Below are 19383 nucleotides of genomic sequence, written 5' to 3'. Positions count from 1 at the left end.
CTGATTGATAATTCGTAGAATCAATGCTATAACTAAAATTAGTACCCAATGGGGCAGTAAATTTGATCGTGCCAGTCGAATCCGTACAACTCGGTTGAACTGTTACACTTGCTACTGGTGTGGATGGAATACCCGCATTTGCCACTACTGTCAAAGTACTCGTTGAGGTACTGACACAACCATCAGAATTCTTTACCCGAACCTTATATGTTCCTGAAACAACACCGCTAAAAGTTAATCCACTCTGATAATTCGTGCTATCAATGCTATACATTAATCCAGTTCCTGTTGGTGCTGAAACAACAATGGTCCCAGTCGCTAAGGAACATGTTGGTTGTTCTGTTACACTTGCGGTTGGTAAAAGAGGTGCGCCAGAATTAGATAAGATTTCCACATCATTTGAAGCCAAACTAACACATCCATCAGAATTTTTCACTTTTACTTGGTGTACTCCAACACCTACATTGGAGAATGTAGTGTTAGTTTGAAAACTACCTCCATCCATACTATAGGTAAATCCAGAACCTGTGGGTGAATTGACTTTAATGGAACCCGTCGATTGTGTACAATTAGTTTGAGAAAGCACACTAACGGTAGGAGCATTAGGCAATGCTAAAATTTCAATAGTAGAAATTTCACTCTTTTTAATACAACCATTATTATCGGTTACTTCGACTTGATAATTTCCATTCACATTTGCGGAATAATTAATGGTAGTATCAGCTAATAGACTTCCATCTTTTATCCATCTATATGCGTAATTGGTCGAACCTGAAGCCAAAGAAGTCAACAATACTGAGCTTCCTGAACAAGCTTTCAAATTACTCGGATTTCCTGAAATCGAAATACCAGGTAATGGATTCACTGTAATTAAAACTGGGCAAGAATTCGCAGAAACACTAGAACTGGTGCTAGATATTTGAACAAAATAGGTTCCAGGCTGAAATACTTTTAAAGTATCATTGGTCTCTCCTACTATTTCTAAATTATTTCTGAACCACTTGTAAACTGAATTAGGAATTCCACTGTTCACTGCACTAATTGTAACTGTATCTCCCGAACAAACCGCAGTAGAAGTTGTGTTTAATACGGGAGGGTTATAAATTCTTGTTAAAGTAGAAGATTTTGTACAACCGTTAGTCGTTACATTGACATAATAAAAGCCCGCTATAGTGGCACTGTGTGTTTGCGCTGTAGTTGATAAGGTAGAATCTGTACCTGAAAGTGATGATTTATAAAACCATTGATAACTTGTGGACCCAGAAATCAATTGATCCTTAGCCATTAAATTAATGGGAGTATTCGTACAATTGGAAAAAGCAAGTTCCATACCTTGTTCAATAATTGCTCGAGGTAATGGTTTAATTGTAATTTCAATTGAATCACTAAAAACACTTGTACAAGAACTTGAATTCGTCACTTTAAGTGAATAAATGCCTGAATCTGTAACTGAATAATCCTTGTTTGTAGCGCCTGAAATTAGATTACCATTTTTGTACCATTGATTTCCGTTTATTGAACTACTAGAAATTACGACTGTATTTCCCTCGCAGTAACTGGCAAGTGTATCACCAGAAATAGTAGGTTTGGAAGGCAATGCTACTAATGTAACATTTCTTGCATTACTCATTTCACTTTCGCATCCTAAATCAGAAGTCACCTTCACTTGGTAGGATCCTGAGGCAGTAACAATTAAGCTATCATTTGTTGCACCTATCAATGCAGATCCATCTTTAAACCACTGATTACCTGACGATTGCGAACTAACAAGAATTACGGTATGGTCTGCACAATAAGACCCCAATGTATCACCTGAAATTACAGGTTTATTAACGGGTAAAGCTTCATAAAATTGAAATGTGTCTTGATTACTGATGCAACCATTTGTATCCTTTACCTCCAATGAATATTCAGCCAATCCATAAGTACCTGCATTAGATGATGTTACCCAAGGCCTATCTCCTACTGCCAATGTTACATTGTGCAAATAGCTTTGGCTGTGTATAAGTGAATCTGCAACGCCTATAACACCTGTATTTGAAAGAAAACCACTGGTACTTGAACTTGCATGATTATCCTTCCAACGGTATTCTAATCCATTGGCAGATGAAATCGCCTTTATTACCACACTTTGCCCGGAACAGATATAATTCAAGGCAGTAACTTGAGTACTCGACAAAACAACATTAGGATTGGCAAAATTTTGAACTTTAATCGTATCTGAAAATGCAAAACAACCTGTTACTTTATTTGAAACCCTTAATCGATAAGTACCTATCGCATCTGTAGAAAGTGAGGGATTTGTCTCCAAAGAAATGGACGAATTATTTTTGTTCCATTGAAAATTAAAATCATCCGGATCTTGAACTAATGTTCCAATTTTAATTTCTGAATTAAAAACAACTTCCCCGGTTGTACCATCAGAATTAGTTGAACAAATAGTAATTAAATTACCAGGATTTGATACAGAGCTAATTGAAACGTTAGGGACCGAATTAACAATAACTTTTAATGAATCACTAAAGTCACTCATACATCCGTCTAAATTTGAAATCATTGATTTGTACACTCCAGCTGAATGAACGACCAAGGTATCATTATTGGCACCAGAAATAGCTACACCATTTTTATACCATTGATTTCCAATAGTTGTATTACTTACCAAAACCGTAGAATCACCTGTACAAAAAGTCAATGGACGTAAACTAGAAATAGTAGGATTAGAAGGTACCAGTAATGCTTTCGATATAGTTACTTGAGTGGTATCACTTAGACAACCTAATGCTGAACTTTTTGCACGTATGGAATAGGTAGATAAAGCTGTCAAAGTATTAAATTCGGTTGAAGCTTGATAAGGCGCACTGTCTAAACTATATGTATATTGAGTTCCAAGTGGTGCAGAAATGGTTATTTTACCTGTAGGCGTTCCACAAACTGGCTGTTCGACAGTGATGGTAGGTTTATCAACAGTTTCAATATTAACATTAATAGGAACACGGTTGCTTACATATTCAGGAGAAATTTTACGAATTCTATTTCCGTTTGATTCAGTAAAATACAAATTCCCTACCTTATCAAATGCCAGTTGATATGAAAACATAAATTTAGCTTCACTAGCCAAAGTATCTAAAAAACCAAAAGATTTCCCTGCAAAAGTAGTAACATCAGCACTTGGAGAGATTTTACGAATAAAATTATGCAAACCACCTGTATACAAATTATTGTTAGAATCAATTGCCAAGCCAGTCATATAGTCAAAAGTGGCGTTTGTGCCATTGCCATTTGTACTTCCTGAATTACCATTACCTGCAAATGTACTTACCATTCCACTTGGTGTTATTTTACGTATGCTAGAATTAAATAGATCTGCAACAAATAAATTACCATTAGTATCAAAAACAAGTCCCGCTGGTCGATTAAATTGTGCGATAGATCCTGATCCATTTTGAAATCCTGATACTCCTGCTCCTACGAAATCCGAAACTACTCCAGCGGGTGAAATTTTACGAATTTTATTATTTGAACCATCTGAAACAAACAATTCACCCAGCCCATTAAATGCTAAACCTATGGGGCCATAAAATTGCGCTTGCGTTCCCGCACCATTCGTTGTCCCAGCTATTCCTGTACCTGCAAATGTAGTTACAACTCCAGCTGGTGTTATTTTACGAATTTTATTATTTCCAGAATCAGTCACAAACAAATTTCCAGAAGAATCAAACGCCAAACTTTGAGGGAATTTAAATTGAGCAGCAGTGCCCACACCATTTGCTGAACCAGCTATCCCACTTCCAGCAAAAGTAGTTACTAATCCAGCCGGTGTTACTTTTCGGATTCTATTTCCGTCTGCCTCTGCCACAAACATATTTCCATTAGCATCAAAAGCTATACCTCGAGGATTATTCAATGTAGCAGCTGTACCTAGTCCATTTGTACCACCCGCTTCTCCATCAAGAGAACCAATAAAGGTAGTCATGTATTTAGGTAAAAATTGCTCTACGTAATATGTTCCGCTGGACAAAATATTTGATTCATTCAATGGGCTTGGACTTGAACTACTACTATAAACGAGCGACTGATAACCCACGCTTGGCGAAGTCAACAAATTAGCTACCGTTGAATTTGCACAAAGTGTTTGAGAATCATCGGAAATCCGATTAACTTTTACTGCCAAACGAGAACTTATACAACCATTAGCGGCCGTTTGACTCACATAGTAAGTCGTTTCATCCACTAAATTTGTGTTACTTGCCAATGCTGTTCCACCTGTTGAATTGGCAAACCATTGTAAAGACGTACCGGTAGCAGACAATGACGCAATTGTTTTGTTACCTGTATAAATTTGAACAGGAAGAGCAATCGGTTCCGCTGGTGTTATAGGTTGTGCTGAAATAACAATTCCTGAACTATCTGAAGTACACGAATAATTATTTTTAACAGTAATTGAATAAGTCCCTGGATTTAAACTTGTAAACGTTGGAGAATTTTGATAATTACCGCCATTTAAACGATAAGTATAATCAACTCCAATAGGATTGGTGATTTCAATGGTACCTGTGGCAATCGTACATGTTGGATTTGTTCTTGTAAATATAGGTTTTGATGGAAACACATTTTTAACTACAATCTCGGTAGTCAAATTCGAGTAGCAATCATTGCTTGGATCATACCAAGCCGCTCTGTAGGTTCCAACATTGGCAGCTGTAATAGCAGTACCTGATAATTTATTCAAATTTGTCGCAACAGAATCTGAATGGAAAGTCAATACGCAGTTACTACAATTGCTTGGCAAATTCGTTCCTACCAAAGTACTTAAATCGAACGTAGTTCCACAATTAATATTTTGAACCGTATTAGCAAAAGTCGGAGCCACTTCCCCTGCTCTACATCCCGTAGTCACCGTTAAATTACTGGTTGTAGATATACATCCATCTGCAGATATAGAAGCCACCTTCACAATTCCTCCATTTGTCCCTATGGTAACTGAAACGCTTGTACTATCTAAAACGCTAGTTGCAGTCCAACTTACAGGTATTGTCCATAAATAGGAAGATGCACTTGTAACAGGATTAATTGAATAAGTTTGATTGGTTCCTGGCAATACTGAATTAATCCCAGTTATTGTACCAGGAGCAGGCAATGTAATAGGTTGTGAAATAATAACATCAGAATTTGCCGTCTCAGCACACACACTTGTCGTTCTTTTAGCCGAGACAGTATGCGCTGCAGTATTTGCATTAACGGTAAATTGACTTGATGTTGAATATGCACCACCATCTATGCTAAATACATACCCTTCAGAAACTAAGGGTTCCGTTACAATTACCTTACCTGTATTAGTTGTACAAGTAGGCTGAATAGTAGTTAATGTTGGTACAACTGCAGTATCAGGTTGAGGCTGAATCGTTATATTTTTTTGATTGAAACATTGATTCACATTTTGTACGTGCACAGTATAATTTCCTGGATTCAAATTATTCACTGTATTTGTACTTGAATATGTTCCCGAATTTAAACTAAAGGTATATCCTGTTCCCGTTGGTGCTGAGACTGTATATCCTCCTGTTGAAACGATGCATGTAGGTTGAGTAATAGATACTGAAGGAACATCAGGTCCACCTTCAGAAGCAAGCATGATTGCTTTAAAACCATTCAATTTAAACACATCACAAATTACATTATCACAAGAAAGTAAAATGTTTTTCCCAACAAATAAAAATGCATTCAAAGTCGGATAGTTACTTAAACCCTCCACCGGTTTAAGCATGACATCCATTACAATTGAATCACCTTGAGCAACATTGGATGGAAGTGGCCAGGAAAGAGTATGAGTCCCATCGCCATTATCTTGATCATTGGGCTGCAGGGTTGATCCATTACGTACATTTCCCGCCGCCGTATACGCTCCGAATTGCACGGTTGAGGGTAAAACTAAACTAATTTCATTATCGCTTGGAGTTGAAGAGGGACCCACATTTTTCATACTAATATGAAAAGGAGAACCGGTGGTACAATTTTTAATCACATCACTTTTAGTTCTAGTAAAATCCATCGAATAGTTAAAACTAACTACATCCGAGAAAATGACTGGATTAGATTGTTTGACAATGCTTGGGAGGGCAATCCCGCAAGATTTATTGGCATTAAAAGTATGTTTAATCGATATTCCTTCATCTGCACTACAAAAAGTACGAACTTGATATTGAACAGTAACAATATTTTGAGAAACATTCGCCGTACCCGGAAGAACAGTTTGAGATATAATACCTGCTTCACCCAAGGTGGAAGTAGTTATAGTGAAATCTAACTGTTTGCCTGAATTCGTTATCGTTGGATTATAGTTTACTGATGTAAAAGTCCCAGAACTTGGATATTTCACTTTTACACTGTTAGGCACATATTCCAAGCCATTTGCCAAATTTACTTTGGCTAAAACATCGTATATATTTCCTAATGAAGAACTTGACACATCAAATTCCACAGTAAAAGGTGTACAAAAAGCATATGGAGCACCACCATTTAAAGGCTTAACCTGCGCATCAAAAGATGCTGCTGCTGGATTGATTTGAAAATCTAATTGTTTACTGCATGAAATTCCAGCAAAGGAAGTTGGAATTAAAGATGCTGTACATTCATTTCCATAATACACCTTGATATTATCAGAGGTACAATTTCCAGCCAAAGAAATATCAAAAGTAACATCCACAAAAGTATTGGCCGCCAATGTTGAAATAACATAAAAACCATTGGCATTGGGACTTGAAGCAATTCCTCCGATTTTTACATTACTGTAATTCGCATTAGAACCTAATGGTTTTAAATAAAACCATAAATTGGAGATAGAACCAGTTGTGCTTGGATTTGTTAATTTGAAACCATAATTTCCTACGCCTGAGTTGGGAGTTTGTGAAATGGGTGTTATTGCTGTTCCATTAGCCAAAACATAGGTAAAATCATAAGAAACAGATCTATTGACCGTAGACTCAACCTGATCTGAAGGTGAATAATTAAAAATCCTACGATATTTAATTTCATTATCAATATTCAAATTTGCCTGTGTATCACATCGAGAACTTGGAATAGCTTTGATCGAAATCCAGGTTGCTTGATTTTCTAATGGATAATTCCGTAAATTATTGTTGGATGGAGTAGTCAATGAATTTCTAAATGCCTTTAAATCATAAGTAATTACATTTCCATTAATGGTCCGAAATGCATCCAAGGATGCAGCAGTATACCCCCCATAAATGGCTAAAAAAGATCCGTATGTAGCTTGATAGGTAAATCCAGGTTTTAATGTAAACTTCGCATAATCTAACTCTGCGTAATTTCTATATTCAAAGGGAAAACTAAATGTGGTGCCATCATAATTTAAAGTTGTTGGGAATTCAACAAAATTACAAATCGAGCTTGTGTTTTGATAAAAGGAATTGGTCCAAGGACGTAGGCTTGATACAAATCTAATTCCAGATTTTAACGAAAGACAGGATGTTTTTGATGGTCCTGTATAAGTCCAATTATTATCTGAAATTGTAGGTGCAGATGCAATATAGGTTGTTGAATTAAATGTTGCGGAAATATAAGAAACCTCATTACCAGAAGTATTATAAACTGTTTGTGTGTTGAACTTATAATCTTGACTTACCGTAATCTCATCATCCATCTGATACGTACCCCACGAACTTGGTATAACATCATCCCATTTAATGATAAAATCATTTTTAGTTGGGGACATCCTTACGATGGTTCCAGTAATTGTTGTTTCAATTCCACCACGACTTAATATAATTGTTGGATTACCAATTGCTGTTAAATTTAAATTTGAATTCTTCGCTAAAAGTGCCGCACTCATAGTAAATCTATGATCGGTTTGAATATAATTTGCGTTGGTATAAAGTTTATATTTAGTAGTTGAACGATATACATCATTCATTTTAACATAATTCAAATAAATTTTATTCATATTTAAAGCCCCAGTTGCATCTGGATAACCATCATTATTATTGTCTGGCAATCCCAATGTAATCCGTTTATTCTCAGCACTTATTGGCCCAATACTTGGGCAAGATACTGGACAAACAAATTCAATAGAGTCTCTTCTAATAGTACTGGATTTCAATGGATTAGCACAAGTATTATCCCATATAGCTATTGCTCGATAAGTAATCGGTAATTTACCACAGGCTACTATTCCATCTGATGTAAAAGATGCTCTAACTAAAGGGTATATGCTAAACCCATCCGTAAATCTTACAATTAATTTATTTCCCGTGAACTGCGGATACCCACTTGCAATTGTTCCTGAACTTACGGTCAGACTATTTGCATTATAAACTACCCCATTAGGTACATCAATTTCTGCTTGTAATACTCTTTGGGCTGTGCTTAAATTAGAAATGTTAGAAGCACCACCAAAAGGATTGCCAATTCCAACTGTCATATTAAAATTAGCTTCTAATTGAAATGTGCTAGCTCCAACTACTTGTGGGGGACTATCAGATGAACCTATGTAGGTAGATAACATATGATATCCATACATTGCCCCTGCATTTGCGGAACTATTGATAGATGTACCGCACTGATTAGTAAACCTAGCGGTGGCTCCAATATTTCCAGCAGCATAATAACTGCTTCCTATAAAAAATTGACCCAGATCAAGCGTAGTTCCTGTTGCTATACCATCTGTAACAGCTGAATTATCACATTGGGTTAAACCATAATCAATGGTGATTTTCTCTCCTGGTAAGATTACATAACCGGCAGCCCAAGTCATTATATAGGAAGTAGCTTTATTATAACTACAATGGCCAATATTTTGTGAATAACTATTCCTACCAAATACTGCAATATTTGTGGGCGCAAAACTTGTTCCTCCATTATTAGTAAACATAATACTGGATTCAACGATATTTTCAGTATATCCCGATATAGAAGTAGCATCTCCCGCAAAATCCATAAAACCAAAAATGATTTGACTCAACTTTATGGGACTAGTACCTTTATTTTCATAAACGGTTTTAATTTGCCGCGTAACAGCCCCCACGGAACTGATTAGCCCACATGAACCCGAAAAAGGAGTTTCTGTAGTAGTTATTTTCAATACTGGAGCTAACGTACTAATTGAATTTAAAGATGTTACAACATTACTCGTTGAACAAACAACATTTCCTGGACATCCATAAGTAACCGAAATATTCCTTGATGTAGTATTACAACTTATTACAGTGACAGTATACCGTAAACGTATTGTCTTATTTTGAAGCAATGAATTTGTCAAAACAATATCCACAATTTTACCATTGGATTGCAAAGTAGCAGTACCTGCAATGTTATCTAATTCATCAATGACAGAAAGATTAGTAAAAGTATTACTTGATGTTGCATTATGGTCGATGGTAACAGCCATATTTTTCACTTCTCCCAATCCCCCATTCACAATTGCTACATCTTGAACATAGGTATTCCCGACATTTAAATTAGATAGAGCAGAATTACTCACACTGGCGATCGATAAAACAGGACTCAATAAACTATAATTTGCAGTTGAAACAGCGTAGGTTTGAACACCTGTAACATTATTAGTCTTTGATAATTGATCAACTCCGTTCGATTTCAATAAATAGGTATTGGAGACAGAGGCGCTATTGGCAGCATTACAATTGGCAAACAAATCAAAAGTAATTTCAACAACCGCTAAATCAGGAATGGGATTAGTAACAGTAAATTTTGTTCCATCCCAACTTATTCCTCCACTAGTATAGGGTGAGCCTAATAAATTTAAATTAACTGAATTGGAATCTGTTTTATCTACAATCGTACCAGCAACAATTGAGACTCCACTTGGAAAAGTAGGCCAAATTGTGGCATTACTAATAGAAGCTCCTGTCCTGTTTTGAACTAAAACTTTGAATTTCTTTTGTTGAAAGCACTTAGATAAATTCGTAGATGTATTATCCCAATTCAAATAAATGCTTTCTGTTTGAGTGTATGCCGTTTGTGCATATCCCAACAAAATCACAAATAAAAGAAATATGAAGGAAAGCGATTTTTTTGATGATGTGTGTTTCTTAGTGGAGAACATTGAAATGTAGGCTATTAATGGTTAAGCAAAATTGTTTCTAGATTAGTGATTAATTTTTTATATTCCCATTTTGTAAGATATCTACAAAATTATAAAATATTCACAATAAATTTAGAAAAAAAGAAAAAAAAGAAATTAAATAGCCTTAAAATGCCGTTTAATCAATTTTCCATTGGTCTAATTTTTATGAAAATTACTAATTCATCGACTTAATTTTGGCAAAAACACTTAAAATAACACAGATAAAAGTTGCAAAATTGCAAGAAAAAGAGAAAAATCAAGTAGAGGTAAGAGGTAAGAGGTAAGAGGTAAGAGGTAATATTTTTGAATTATTAGTATAATTAGGACATAAAAAAAGAGAAAAGTGGAGATGTATAAATCAACACTTTCCTCTCTTCTCTTTTCTCTTTTCTCTTTTCTCTTTTCTCTTTTCTCTCTCCCTACACGCCCAAATTCCAACCTTCTCTGTACTGACGCTTCACAAATTGATTCGCGGCGTCAAAGTTGGTTACGCGCATATTCACGTTATCCCACAATAATTTGGTGTTAGAACCTGGATAATGTGTTCCATTGCCTGTTGGACGAGGGAATGGCATATCTGCTACTCGGATAGCTAAATTCGCCATCAAAATCGCTTCTGTTAAAGGACCTGCCAAATTAAACGGTGAACTCAATTGCTTTTTACCGTATCCAGCGATTGCACCTTCTACCCATTGCGCATAGTGACCTTCAGCACTACCTGGAACGCGCTCCAATTTTCTAGCTACTTTTACTTCTTCATTTCTGCTCAATGGCAACAATCTTGGATTGGCAGCATATTCACTGGCCATCATCTTGCCTTTTGTTCCAATAAACAAAATACCTGAATTACCATCTCCAAACATTTCATCTGGACCTAATTCTTCCGGACGCTCTGGTTTTATACCACCATCCATCCAATGCATCGTTACTGGACCTTGAGTACGATCTGTTTTAGGGAAAGTTAATGTTGCATGACTAGATGGAGGACAACTGTCTGGGAATACGCCTCTTTTACCAAAAGCAGTAAAGACACTACCCACACTCGCTTGTACATCGCTTGCATATTTCAAATTCAATACGCGGAAAGGTGCTTCCATTAAGTGACATCCTAAATCGCCCAATGCTCCAGTACCATAATCCCACCAACCTCTCCAACTACCTGGAATCAAATTATCCACATAATCTTTGTAAGGTGCCGTTCCTAACCACAAATCCCAATCCAAGCCCTGTGGAACAGCTGGTTTTTCTTTTGACCAAGGAATACCTTGTGGCCATATAGGACGATTCGTCCAAATTTGAACAGTATGCACATCACCAATGATTCCAGCATCATACCATTCAACCAATTGACGTACTCCATCTCCAGATGAACCTTGGTTACCCATTTGAGTAACTACTTTATATTTTTCAGCTGCCGCTGTCAACATTCTTGCTTCATAAATATCGTGTGTCATAGGTTTTTGCACATATACGTGCTTGCCTAATTGCATCGCCGCCATAGCTTGAATAGCATGGTTGTGATCGGGAGTAGAAACAGATACCGCATCAAAATTCTTTGATTCTTTTTCCATCATCTCTCGCCAATCTTTGTAATACTTAGCTTTTGGATATGCTGCAACAGAATCTTTTGCTTGACGATCATCTACATCGCATAAGTAAGCAATTTCTGCTTTACCGCTTTCGTAGAATTTTTTCAAATCCGACTTTCCTTTACCCCCAACCCCAATTCCTGCTACCAATAATTTATCACTGGGTGCAGTAAAACCTTTTCCTCCAATAACATGCCTAGGCACAATCATAAAACCTGCAGATGCCAAACTAGCTGATTTAATAAAATCACGCCTAGAATTAGATGCAATATTCTTTTTCATAGTTTTTATTGTATTAAATAGGTAAATAATCTTTAAAGCTATGAAAAAAAATTAATAATTAAAAATGTAAAATGCAGAATGAGGTAATAGGTAATAGGTAAGAGGTTAGAGGTTAGAGGTTAGAGGTTAGAGGTTAGAGGTTAGAGGTAAAAGACTTTTCTCTCTCCTCTTTTCTCTTTCCTCTTTCCCACAAACAAAAAAGCCCTAGCAAATTGCTAAGGCTTTCAGTGTGATCGCGTAGGGATTCGAACCCCAAACCTTCTCATCCGTAGTGAGATGCTCTATCCAATTGAGCTACGCAACCATTTTTACCCTTTCGGGACTGCAAAGGTACAAAAATTTATTAAAATCAAAAAAATATTTTCAAAGTTTATCGTTTAAAAGAAAGTAAATTCAGAGATTACAAGACTGAAACATCCCTATTTATGAACTTCGTTCTATATCACGTTTGATATCTTTTTCCTTGATATCTTCCCTTTTATCGAATGTCTTCTTGCCTTTGGCTAATGCAATATTCAATTTGGCATAACCTTTGTCTGAAATGAATAAGCGGGTTGGAATGATGGTTAAACCCACATTTTTCAATTCCTTAATCAGTTTTTTTAGTTCTCTTTTTGTCAACAATAATTTACGATCTTTCAAAGGTGCATGATTGTAATGCGTTCCTTCTTCATACGTAGAGATGTGCATATTTCGCACATATAATTCATCTTGAAAAAATAGACAATAAGCATCCGTTAAATTCGCCTTTCCTTGTCGAATCGATTTAATCTCTGTACCTGTCAAAACAAGTCCCGCCGTGAAAGTTTCTAAAAACTGGTATTCAAAAGAGGCTCGCCTATTTTGAATTTCCACTTTTTTTTGAATTTTCTCTTTTGCCATGAATCAATCAATAAAAAAAGCCACACAGCATTTACAACTGCGTGGCTTTTTAAAAAATTGGAAAATTATTTCGAACCTTTTGAAGAGGCGTATTCCTTATTTAAACCTTCAATCATTTTTTGGGTAACATCTACTGACTCATCAGCAAATAAAATACCACCACCGATTTTTGAATAACCCAAAACAAATTCATATTTGTTTGTCTTATTAACCTTAGCAATATAATTACGGATGTTGTTATAAAGCTCTTCGTTTTTCTTCGCTTGCTCTTGACCTAATTCCGCTTGCTTTTGTTGGCTGTATTGTTGCAACTCTGCTCCTTTTTTCTTCAAAGTCATATCAGCCGCTTGCAACTCCGCTTGAGTCATTGCGCCAGCTCTTTGTTGAATCGCTTGAAGCTCTCCTTGTAAAGTTCTTTCACGTTGACCTAAATCAACTTGAAGACGATATCCTTTGTTTTCAAATTCTTTTTGTGCGTCTTTGTAAAACTGATAATTATTCAACAATGAGTCAGAATTGACAAAAACAATTCTTTTTCCATCTGCGGTGCTTGCGCCCAAACCAGTTGAACTACTTCCATTTTGCTTAAAAAATAAAAATCCAACCACTAAGGTTAAAACGGCACACCAAATTAAAGGTAAATTTTTCACGTATATTAATGTTTAATTGAATTGCGGCAAATATAGTAGGAATGAATGAGTTGTCCTAAAAAAATTAGAATTAGAAACGTAATTTTGCTCCTAAATAGGACCAAATACCTCCCGTTAGCCCCCCAATAATCCCTGTTAAAAGCATAATAAACCCAACTTTTCCTCCTAATGGAAAAATTTGAGCCATTCGAGCAGGAAGTGTACTCGGATGCTGCAAATCGATCCAGAATGCAGAAAAACCCCATAAAATAAAGCCTGAAACAAGTCCTAACCAAAATGCTGTTTGACCTTTTAAAGCAAAAATATAGGATAAAATACCAAAGGATATACCCATTGAATACCAAGCAAAATAATTCTCTACCAATCCTCCTACTAATATCATTATTAGGATTAAGACTAATTTATTGGATGTATTTAATTGTTTTTTCATTTGACTATTTATCTAATATGATCTTTTTACGAATACGATTACTACGTTGATTGGCTGATTCCATGTACAAAAGTGGTTTCAATTCCCCCTTTGCCCAGGTATCAATCAAATCATCATAATGATCACTTCCTGGATTTCCAGATTGCCCACCTGGATAAACGCCATATCCTTTGGGACTACCCATTTTGGACAATTCAACGACCAATCTCCATGATGGACCTGTTTTCATCGTAGTTGCATTGACAATCGTTCCTCCTCCCCCAATCGGTATATTTAATCGACTCAAAGCATCCATTCCTGGTAATAAGTGACGGACACCCGTTTGTTTATGTTTGTACCAAGCCCATGCTTCTTGACTCATAGGTCCATGTTGCTTTTCTAAGGAATCGATATTGGCTTGTAAAGAAGCAGTTATGATGTCAGAAATAGTCTCTTTTCTATTTTTTGTTTTCACATTATCCCACCAAACTGCATTCGGCTCTTCAATGATTAATTTAAGCGTTCTATCCACACTCGGCTTATTCATCGGTGCTTTTTCATCTTGATCAAATTCATCATCCCAAAGTGCGGATTGTAAAGTCAATATCCAATTTTCAAAAATGGTAGGTGCAATCAAATGGGGCGCATTTTGCAAATTCCAATTTTTCAACTCTTGTATAACTTTCAATTGTTTGGCCGTAGGATTTTTAACTTGTGCCAAAAGCAAAGGCAACATTCTTCTTGCACGAATATTGTACACATCATTTTGAAGTCCTCTCAAAGAATCAACGGTTGCTTTCGTCATAACTTCCAAACGTTCATTGATTCTTCTACCTCGCTCCGAAGGTGCATATTGCCACCCTAGATAATAAGGATAAGAAGGATCCGTAGAAAATTGATTGGCGGAACTCACAAATTGTCTACTTGGATTTAATACATGCGGATTGTGCGCTTGAGAAATATAACCTTGCCAATCTGCTGCTGCATCCGTACCGTCCATGAGGTATTTACCTTGTAATTTCGATTTCAATGGGAATCGACCATTGACCCACAAAGCGATGTCACCTTCGTTACTCGCAAACACAAAATTTTGGGCTGGTGCTGCATAATACGTCAAAGCTTCTTTGTAATCGTTGTAATTTTTTGCTCGATTTAATCGATAAAAAGCTGATAGTTCTTGCGATTTCTCGTGCGCAATCCATTTCAACGCATGACCTACTGGAATATTTGATTTAAAGGGTTTTTCATGACTTAAATACACCACGGGACCATGGTGCGTAAAGAAAATCGTATCCACCATTTCTTTTTTGCCTCTAATTTGAAACTTCTCGATTCGAATCGTAGTTTTTTTCCAACGCCCATCGTGCCAATACTCTTTTTTAGAAGCATCCTTGAATTTAATTTGGTACCAATCTATGACATCAGATCCCACGTTGGTAACTCCCCAAGCGATTTTTTTATTAAATCCACCAATGACATTCGGTGCACCAGGCATCGTAGATCCATACACATTTACTCCAGGAGCAACTAATTGCATTTGGTACCAAATAGAAGGCAAAGACAATGTCAAATGGGGATCGTTTGCCAAAATTGGCATTCCAGAAATGGTTTTATTTCCTGAAACAGCCCAGTTGTTTGATCCTATATTAGGATCTTTTTCGGGAGTAGTCATCAAACTTCCCAATCCCATAAAATCTTTGGGTGCTGCTGGAGTTGGGACTGGTTTGAAATCAATGGGAGAACCAACAGGAATGATTGGGCTTTCCTCAAAAGGATAATTGGGAAACAAATTTTCTGCTACCTCTCTGCCATATTTCCGTAAAATATTGGTCATTTTTAAATCATCTGTACCAGACGCCAATACAAAGGACATATTTTTCAAAAATAAGGCACTTTTTATAGGTGCCCAAGGCTCCGGTTGGTAATTCAATAATTTATATTCCAAAGGCAAAGTCCTATCCGTCAAGGAATTGATGTAAGCATTCACTCCTTCTGTATAGGAATCTAAAGCTAAATTTGATTGAGGATCAGCCATCATACCTGCCAACGCTTTTTCTGCTCCATAGATTGAACCCATTCGGCGTTGGAATTGATCAGAAGCTAATCCCTTTTCACCGACAATTTCCGATATTCTTCCAGCAGCGAAATGTGTTTGAAATTCCATTTGCCACAAACGATCTTTAGCCGTTAAATAGCCTTGGGCCAAAAACAAATCGTGATCATCTGTTGCAAAAACATGGGGAATTGCCATTTCATCATAAAAGACTTGAACAGGCTGATGCAAACCTGGAATTTGCAAAGTTTCTTCACTTTGCTCCGAAGATTCAGGCCCCTCAGCATTTTGCCAAAAACCATGAAATGGACTAAATAATTTACCAATGGCTGGGACAGTTCCAAAATTGGAATTGAGTGCATAAGTCCACGCTACCGTGAGAATTATGGGGAAAATAACTTTTATTAGTTTCATAAATGATGAAAAAGTCTAAAATAAAGTAAAATTTCAAAGATTTTTTTTTACTTTAAAAAGACAATTTTACACATTTACACTTTAATCAACAAATAAACCATCGTAATCTAGTTGAATTTAATATGAAAAGAAGAACGTTTATCCAAACTGCAGGACTCCTAGGAGGCAGTTTATCAAGCCAAGCAAAGTCGAATTTTATTTCAGAACCGCTCATCATTGCTACTTGGAAAAACGAAAAAGCAACCCAAGCTGGATACGAAAAATTAATGCAGACAGGCAATGCCCTAGATGGCGTGGAAGCAGGGGCGAGAGTACCAGAGGCAGACCCTAAGGATACCTCCGTTGGGTATGGTGGATATCCAGATAGAGACGGACATGTTACTTTAGACGCATGTATCATGGATCACAAAGGAAATGCGGGATCTGTTACTTTTTTAGAGAATATCATGCATCCTATTTCAGTAGCAAGAGCCGTGATGGAAAAAACGCCACATGTAATGCTTTCTGGAAAAGGAGCTTATGAATTTGCTATTTCCCAAGGCTTTAAACCTGAAAATCTACTTACAGAAAAAGCAAAAAAAGCATGGGAAGAATGGAAAAAAGAATCCAAATATGAGCCAAAAATAAATATTGAAAGACATGACACTATCGGTCTATTGGGGATTGGAAAAAAAGGTGAAATAGCGGGTGCATGTTCTACGAGTGGTTTGGCATTTAAAATGCATGGCAGAGTTGGGGATTCACCGATCATTGGCGGGGCTGTTTTTTGTGATGATGAAGTAGGTGGAGCATGTGCAACAGGATTGGGAGAATTTGTCATGAAAACGTTGGGATCTTTTTTAATTGTAGAATTTATGCGCCAAGGAAGAACTCCACAACAAGCATGTGAAGAAGCAGTTATGAGAATTGTTAAAAGATATAAATACCAAGAATTTCAAGTGGGTTATCTCGCTATCAATAAAAAAGGAGAATATGGTGCATATTCTATCCAAAAAGGTTTTAATTTCACTATTACGAAAAATGGAGTCACCCAAGTGATTGAAAGTAATTCATACATGTCTTAAGTTAATTGTCCAATGATTAAAGAAAAAACGACAAAAAAAGCAGCCGAAAAAGGCAAATTTTTGATTGAAGTAGCCTGGGAAGCTTGTAATCAAGTGGGCGGAATTTATACTGTAATCAGAACCAAAGTACCCTCCATGGTTGAAAAATGGGGAGACGACTACTTGCTACTAGGCCCTTATTTCACTCAAACCGCTGCTGCCGAATTTGAACCCTTGGAAATCACAGATGCTAGTCCCATCGAAAGAGCCATCCAATGGATGAGGAAAGAAGGATATGAAGTGTATTATGGCAATTGGCTAATTACGGGTAAACCTAAAATTGTTCTTTTTGATATTAAGAGTATTTATGCTCAAGTAGATACCATCAAAGGACGCATCTGGCAAGATCATAAAATCTCTACGTTAGGCGCTGAGGATTTGGTTTCACAAACGGTAGCTTTAGGGGAATTGATTCGCATTTTTCTTACCCAATTTGCTATTGAAACAAATAACAAAAAAGACATCATTGTTCATTTTCACGAATGGATGGCTTCTACCTGTTTGCCTGATTTGAAGAAAAGCAAAGTGAAAATTTCAACTGTATTTACCACCCATGCAACGATGTTGGGTAGGTATTTGGCAGGAAATATTCCTAATTTTTATGATGTCATAGATAGTTTCGATTGGGCCAAAGAAGCCAAACATTATGGCATAGAAGCGCAGGCAACATTTGAGCGATTTGCTGCTCAAAAAGCGGATGTTTTAACAACGGTTTCAGACATTACTGCCAAAGAATGCCAGTATTTCTTAGGTAGAATCCCGGAAATCATTTTACCGAATGGATTAAATATTCAACGTTTTGCAGCTTTGCATGAACACCAAAATCTGCACTCAAAATACAAAGAAAGCATCTCTGACTTTGTCATGGGCCATTTCTTCCCGAATCAACCTTTTGACTTAGAACAAACCTTGTATTTCTTTACTTCTGGTAGATTTGAATATACGAACAAGGGATATGATTTAACCTTGGATGCACTGCAAATTTTGAATCGAAAAATGAAAGAAGCAGGTAGTAAGAAAACCATTATAATGTTTTTTATTACCAAACAGCCTTATCATTCCATTGATCCTGAAGTATTGCATTCTAGAGCTGTATTGGATGAAATTAGAGAAAATTGCCATTCTATTGAAAAGGAAGTGGGCGAAAAACTTTTCCAAGCCTCCGCCGCATCAAATGACATGCAATTACCTGATTTAAATAAATTTGTCGATGAATATTGGCGATTACGTTTACGCAGAACCGTTCAGACATGGAAATCGCAAAATAGACCAAAAGTGGTCACCCATCTCTTGAAACAAGAAGATGATATCATTCGAAATTTACAGCGAACACAATTGATGAACAACGCTGATGATAAGGTGAAAATCGTTTATCATCCTGATTTCATTGTATCTACCAATCCATTATTTGGATTAGATTATGGTCAATTTGTTAGAGGATGCCATTTAGGAGTTTTCCCTAGCTACTATGAGCCATGGGGTTATACTCCATTGGAATGTATGGCACGCGGTGTACCTACCGTAACTTCAGACCTTTCCGGTTTTGGTGATTACATGATGCAAATCATGCATGATTATGAACAATGGGGCGTGGGTGTTGTGAATAGAAAGACACAAACCTACCAAGAAGCAGCTGATCAGCTAGCTAATTTCTTGTTCAAATTTGTTCAACAATCACAAAGAGACCGTATCATGCAAAGAAACCGTGTAGAAAGCATTGCAGATACCTTCGATTGGTCAAATCTTAGAAGCTATTATGACACTGCCCATGAATTAGCGGTGCTGAAGAAGAGGAAATAGTTTATTAGGTAATAGGTAATAGGTAATGAGTAATAGGTAAGAGGTTTCTCTTTTCTCTTTTCTCTTTTCTCTTTTCTCTTTTACCTATTACCTATTACC

At 36.6% G+C, this 19383-nt stretch carries 8 protein-coding genes and 1 tRNA gene; 2 read left to right on the top strand and 7 right to left on the bottom strand.

Going from position 1 to position 19383, the window contains the following annotated elements:
* From V7S79_RS10700 to V7S79_RS10670, 7 genes are all read right to left on the bottom strand, one after another.
* A partial coding sequence (locus V7S79_RS10700; protein ID WP_459490583.1) for an NHL domain-containing protein occupies positions 1-10081 on the bottom strand: 10081 nt, incomplete at its 3' end.
* Between the two features lie 440 nt (positions 10082-10521).
* Positions 10522-11973 (bottom strand): Gfo/Idh/MocA family protein, encoded by a 1452-nt coding sequence (locus V7S79_RS10695; protein WP_459490582.1) that lies wholly within the window; start codon positions 11971-11973, stop codon positions 10522-10524.
* 230 nt (positions 11974-12203) lie between these two features.
* Positions 12204-12277: transfer RNA gene (locus tag V7S79_RS10690), tRNA-Arg, on the bottom strand.
* 119 nt (positions 12278-12396) lie between these two features.
* The gene (smpB, locus tag V7S79_RS10685) at positions 12397-12855 is read right to left on the bottom strand and encodes an SsrA-binding protein SmpB (RefSeq protein WP_459490581.1); all 459 of its coding nucleotides are present in this window, start codon (positions 12853-12855) and stop codon (positions 12397-12399) included.
* A 65-nt stretch (positions 12856-12920) separates the two neighbouring features.
* Positions 12921-13505 (bottom strand): OmpH/Skp family outer membrane protein, encoded by a 585-nt coding sequence (locus V7S79_RS10680; RefSeq protein WP_459490580.1) that lies wholly within the window; start codon positions 13503-13505, stop codon positions 12921-12923.
* A 70-nt stretch (positions 13506-13575) separates the two neighbouring features.
* The gene (locus V7S79_RS10675; RefSeq protein WP_459490579.1) at positions 13576-13935 is read right to left on the bottom strand and encodes a hypothetical protein; all 360 of its coding nucleotides are present in this window, start codon (positions 13933-13935) and stop codon (positions 13576-13578) included.
* Between the two features lie 4 nt (positions 13936-13939).
* Positions 13940-16381: a penicillin acylase family protein gene (locus tag V7S79_RS10670; protein ID WP_459490578.1), complete on the bottom strand. Its 2442-nt coding sequence runs from the start codon at positions 16379-16381 to the stop codon at positions 13940-13942.
* A gap of 122 nt (positions 16382-16503) precedes the next feature.
* Here V7S79_RS10670 and V7S79_RS10665 point away from each other — a divergent pair, with 122 nt between their 5' ends.
* Positions 16504-17445: a N(4)-(beta-N-acetylglucosaminyl)-L-asparaginase gene (locus V7S79_RS10665; protein WP_459490577.1), complete on the top strand. Its 942-nt coding sequence runs from the start codon at positions 16504-16506 to the stop codon at positions 17443-17445.
* Between the two features lie 12 nt (positions 17446-17457).
* Positions 17458-19284, top strand: a complete 1827-nt coding sequence (locus V7S79_RS10660) for a glycosyltransferase (protein WP_459490576.1) — start codon at positions 17458-17460, stop codon at positions 19282-19284.
* The last annotated feature ends 99 nt before the right edge of the window (positions 19285-19383 follow it).

The organism is Aquirufa sp. ROCK-SH2 (assembly GCF_054558315.1).
The sequence above is the reverse complement of the archived record's forward strand: the minus strand, read 5'-3'. Positions and strand labels throughout refer to the sequence as shown.

What these genes read in the sequence shown, in the direction of transcription:
- V7S79_RS10695 (WP_459490582.1), bottom strand. Translation starts at nt 11,973, where the DNA reads ATGAAAAAGAATATTGCATCTAATTCTAGGCGTGATTTTATTAAATCA.
- smpB (WP_459490581.1), bottom strand. Translation starts at nt 12,855, where the DNA reads ATGGCAAAAGAGAAAATTCAAAAAAAAGTGGAAATTCAAAATAGGCGA.
- V7S79_RS10675 (WP_459490579.1), bottom strand. Translation starts at nt 13,935, where the DNA reads ATGAAAAAACAATTAAATACATCCAATAAATTAGTCTTAATCCTAATA.
- V7S79_RS10670 (WP_459490578.1), bottom strand. Translation starts at nt 16,381, where the DNA reads ATGAAACTAATAAAAGTTATTTTCCCCATAATTCTCACGGTAGCGTGG.
- V7S79_RS10665 (WP_459490577.1), top strand. Translation starts at nt 16,504, where the DNA reads ATGAAAAGAAGAACGTTTATCCAAACTGCAGGACTCCTAGGAGGCAGT.
- V7S79_RS10660 (WP_459490576.1), top strand. Translation starts at nt 17,458, where the DNA reads ATGATTAAAGAAAAAACGACAAAAAAAGCAGCCGAAAAAGGCAAATTT.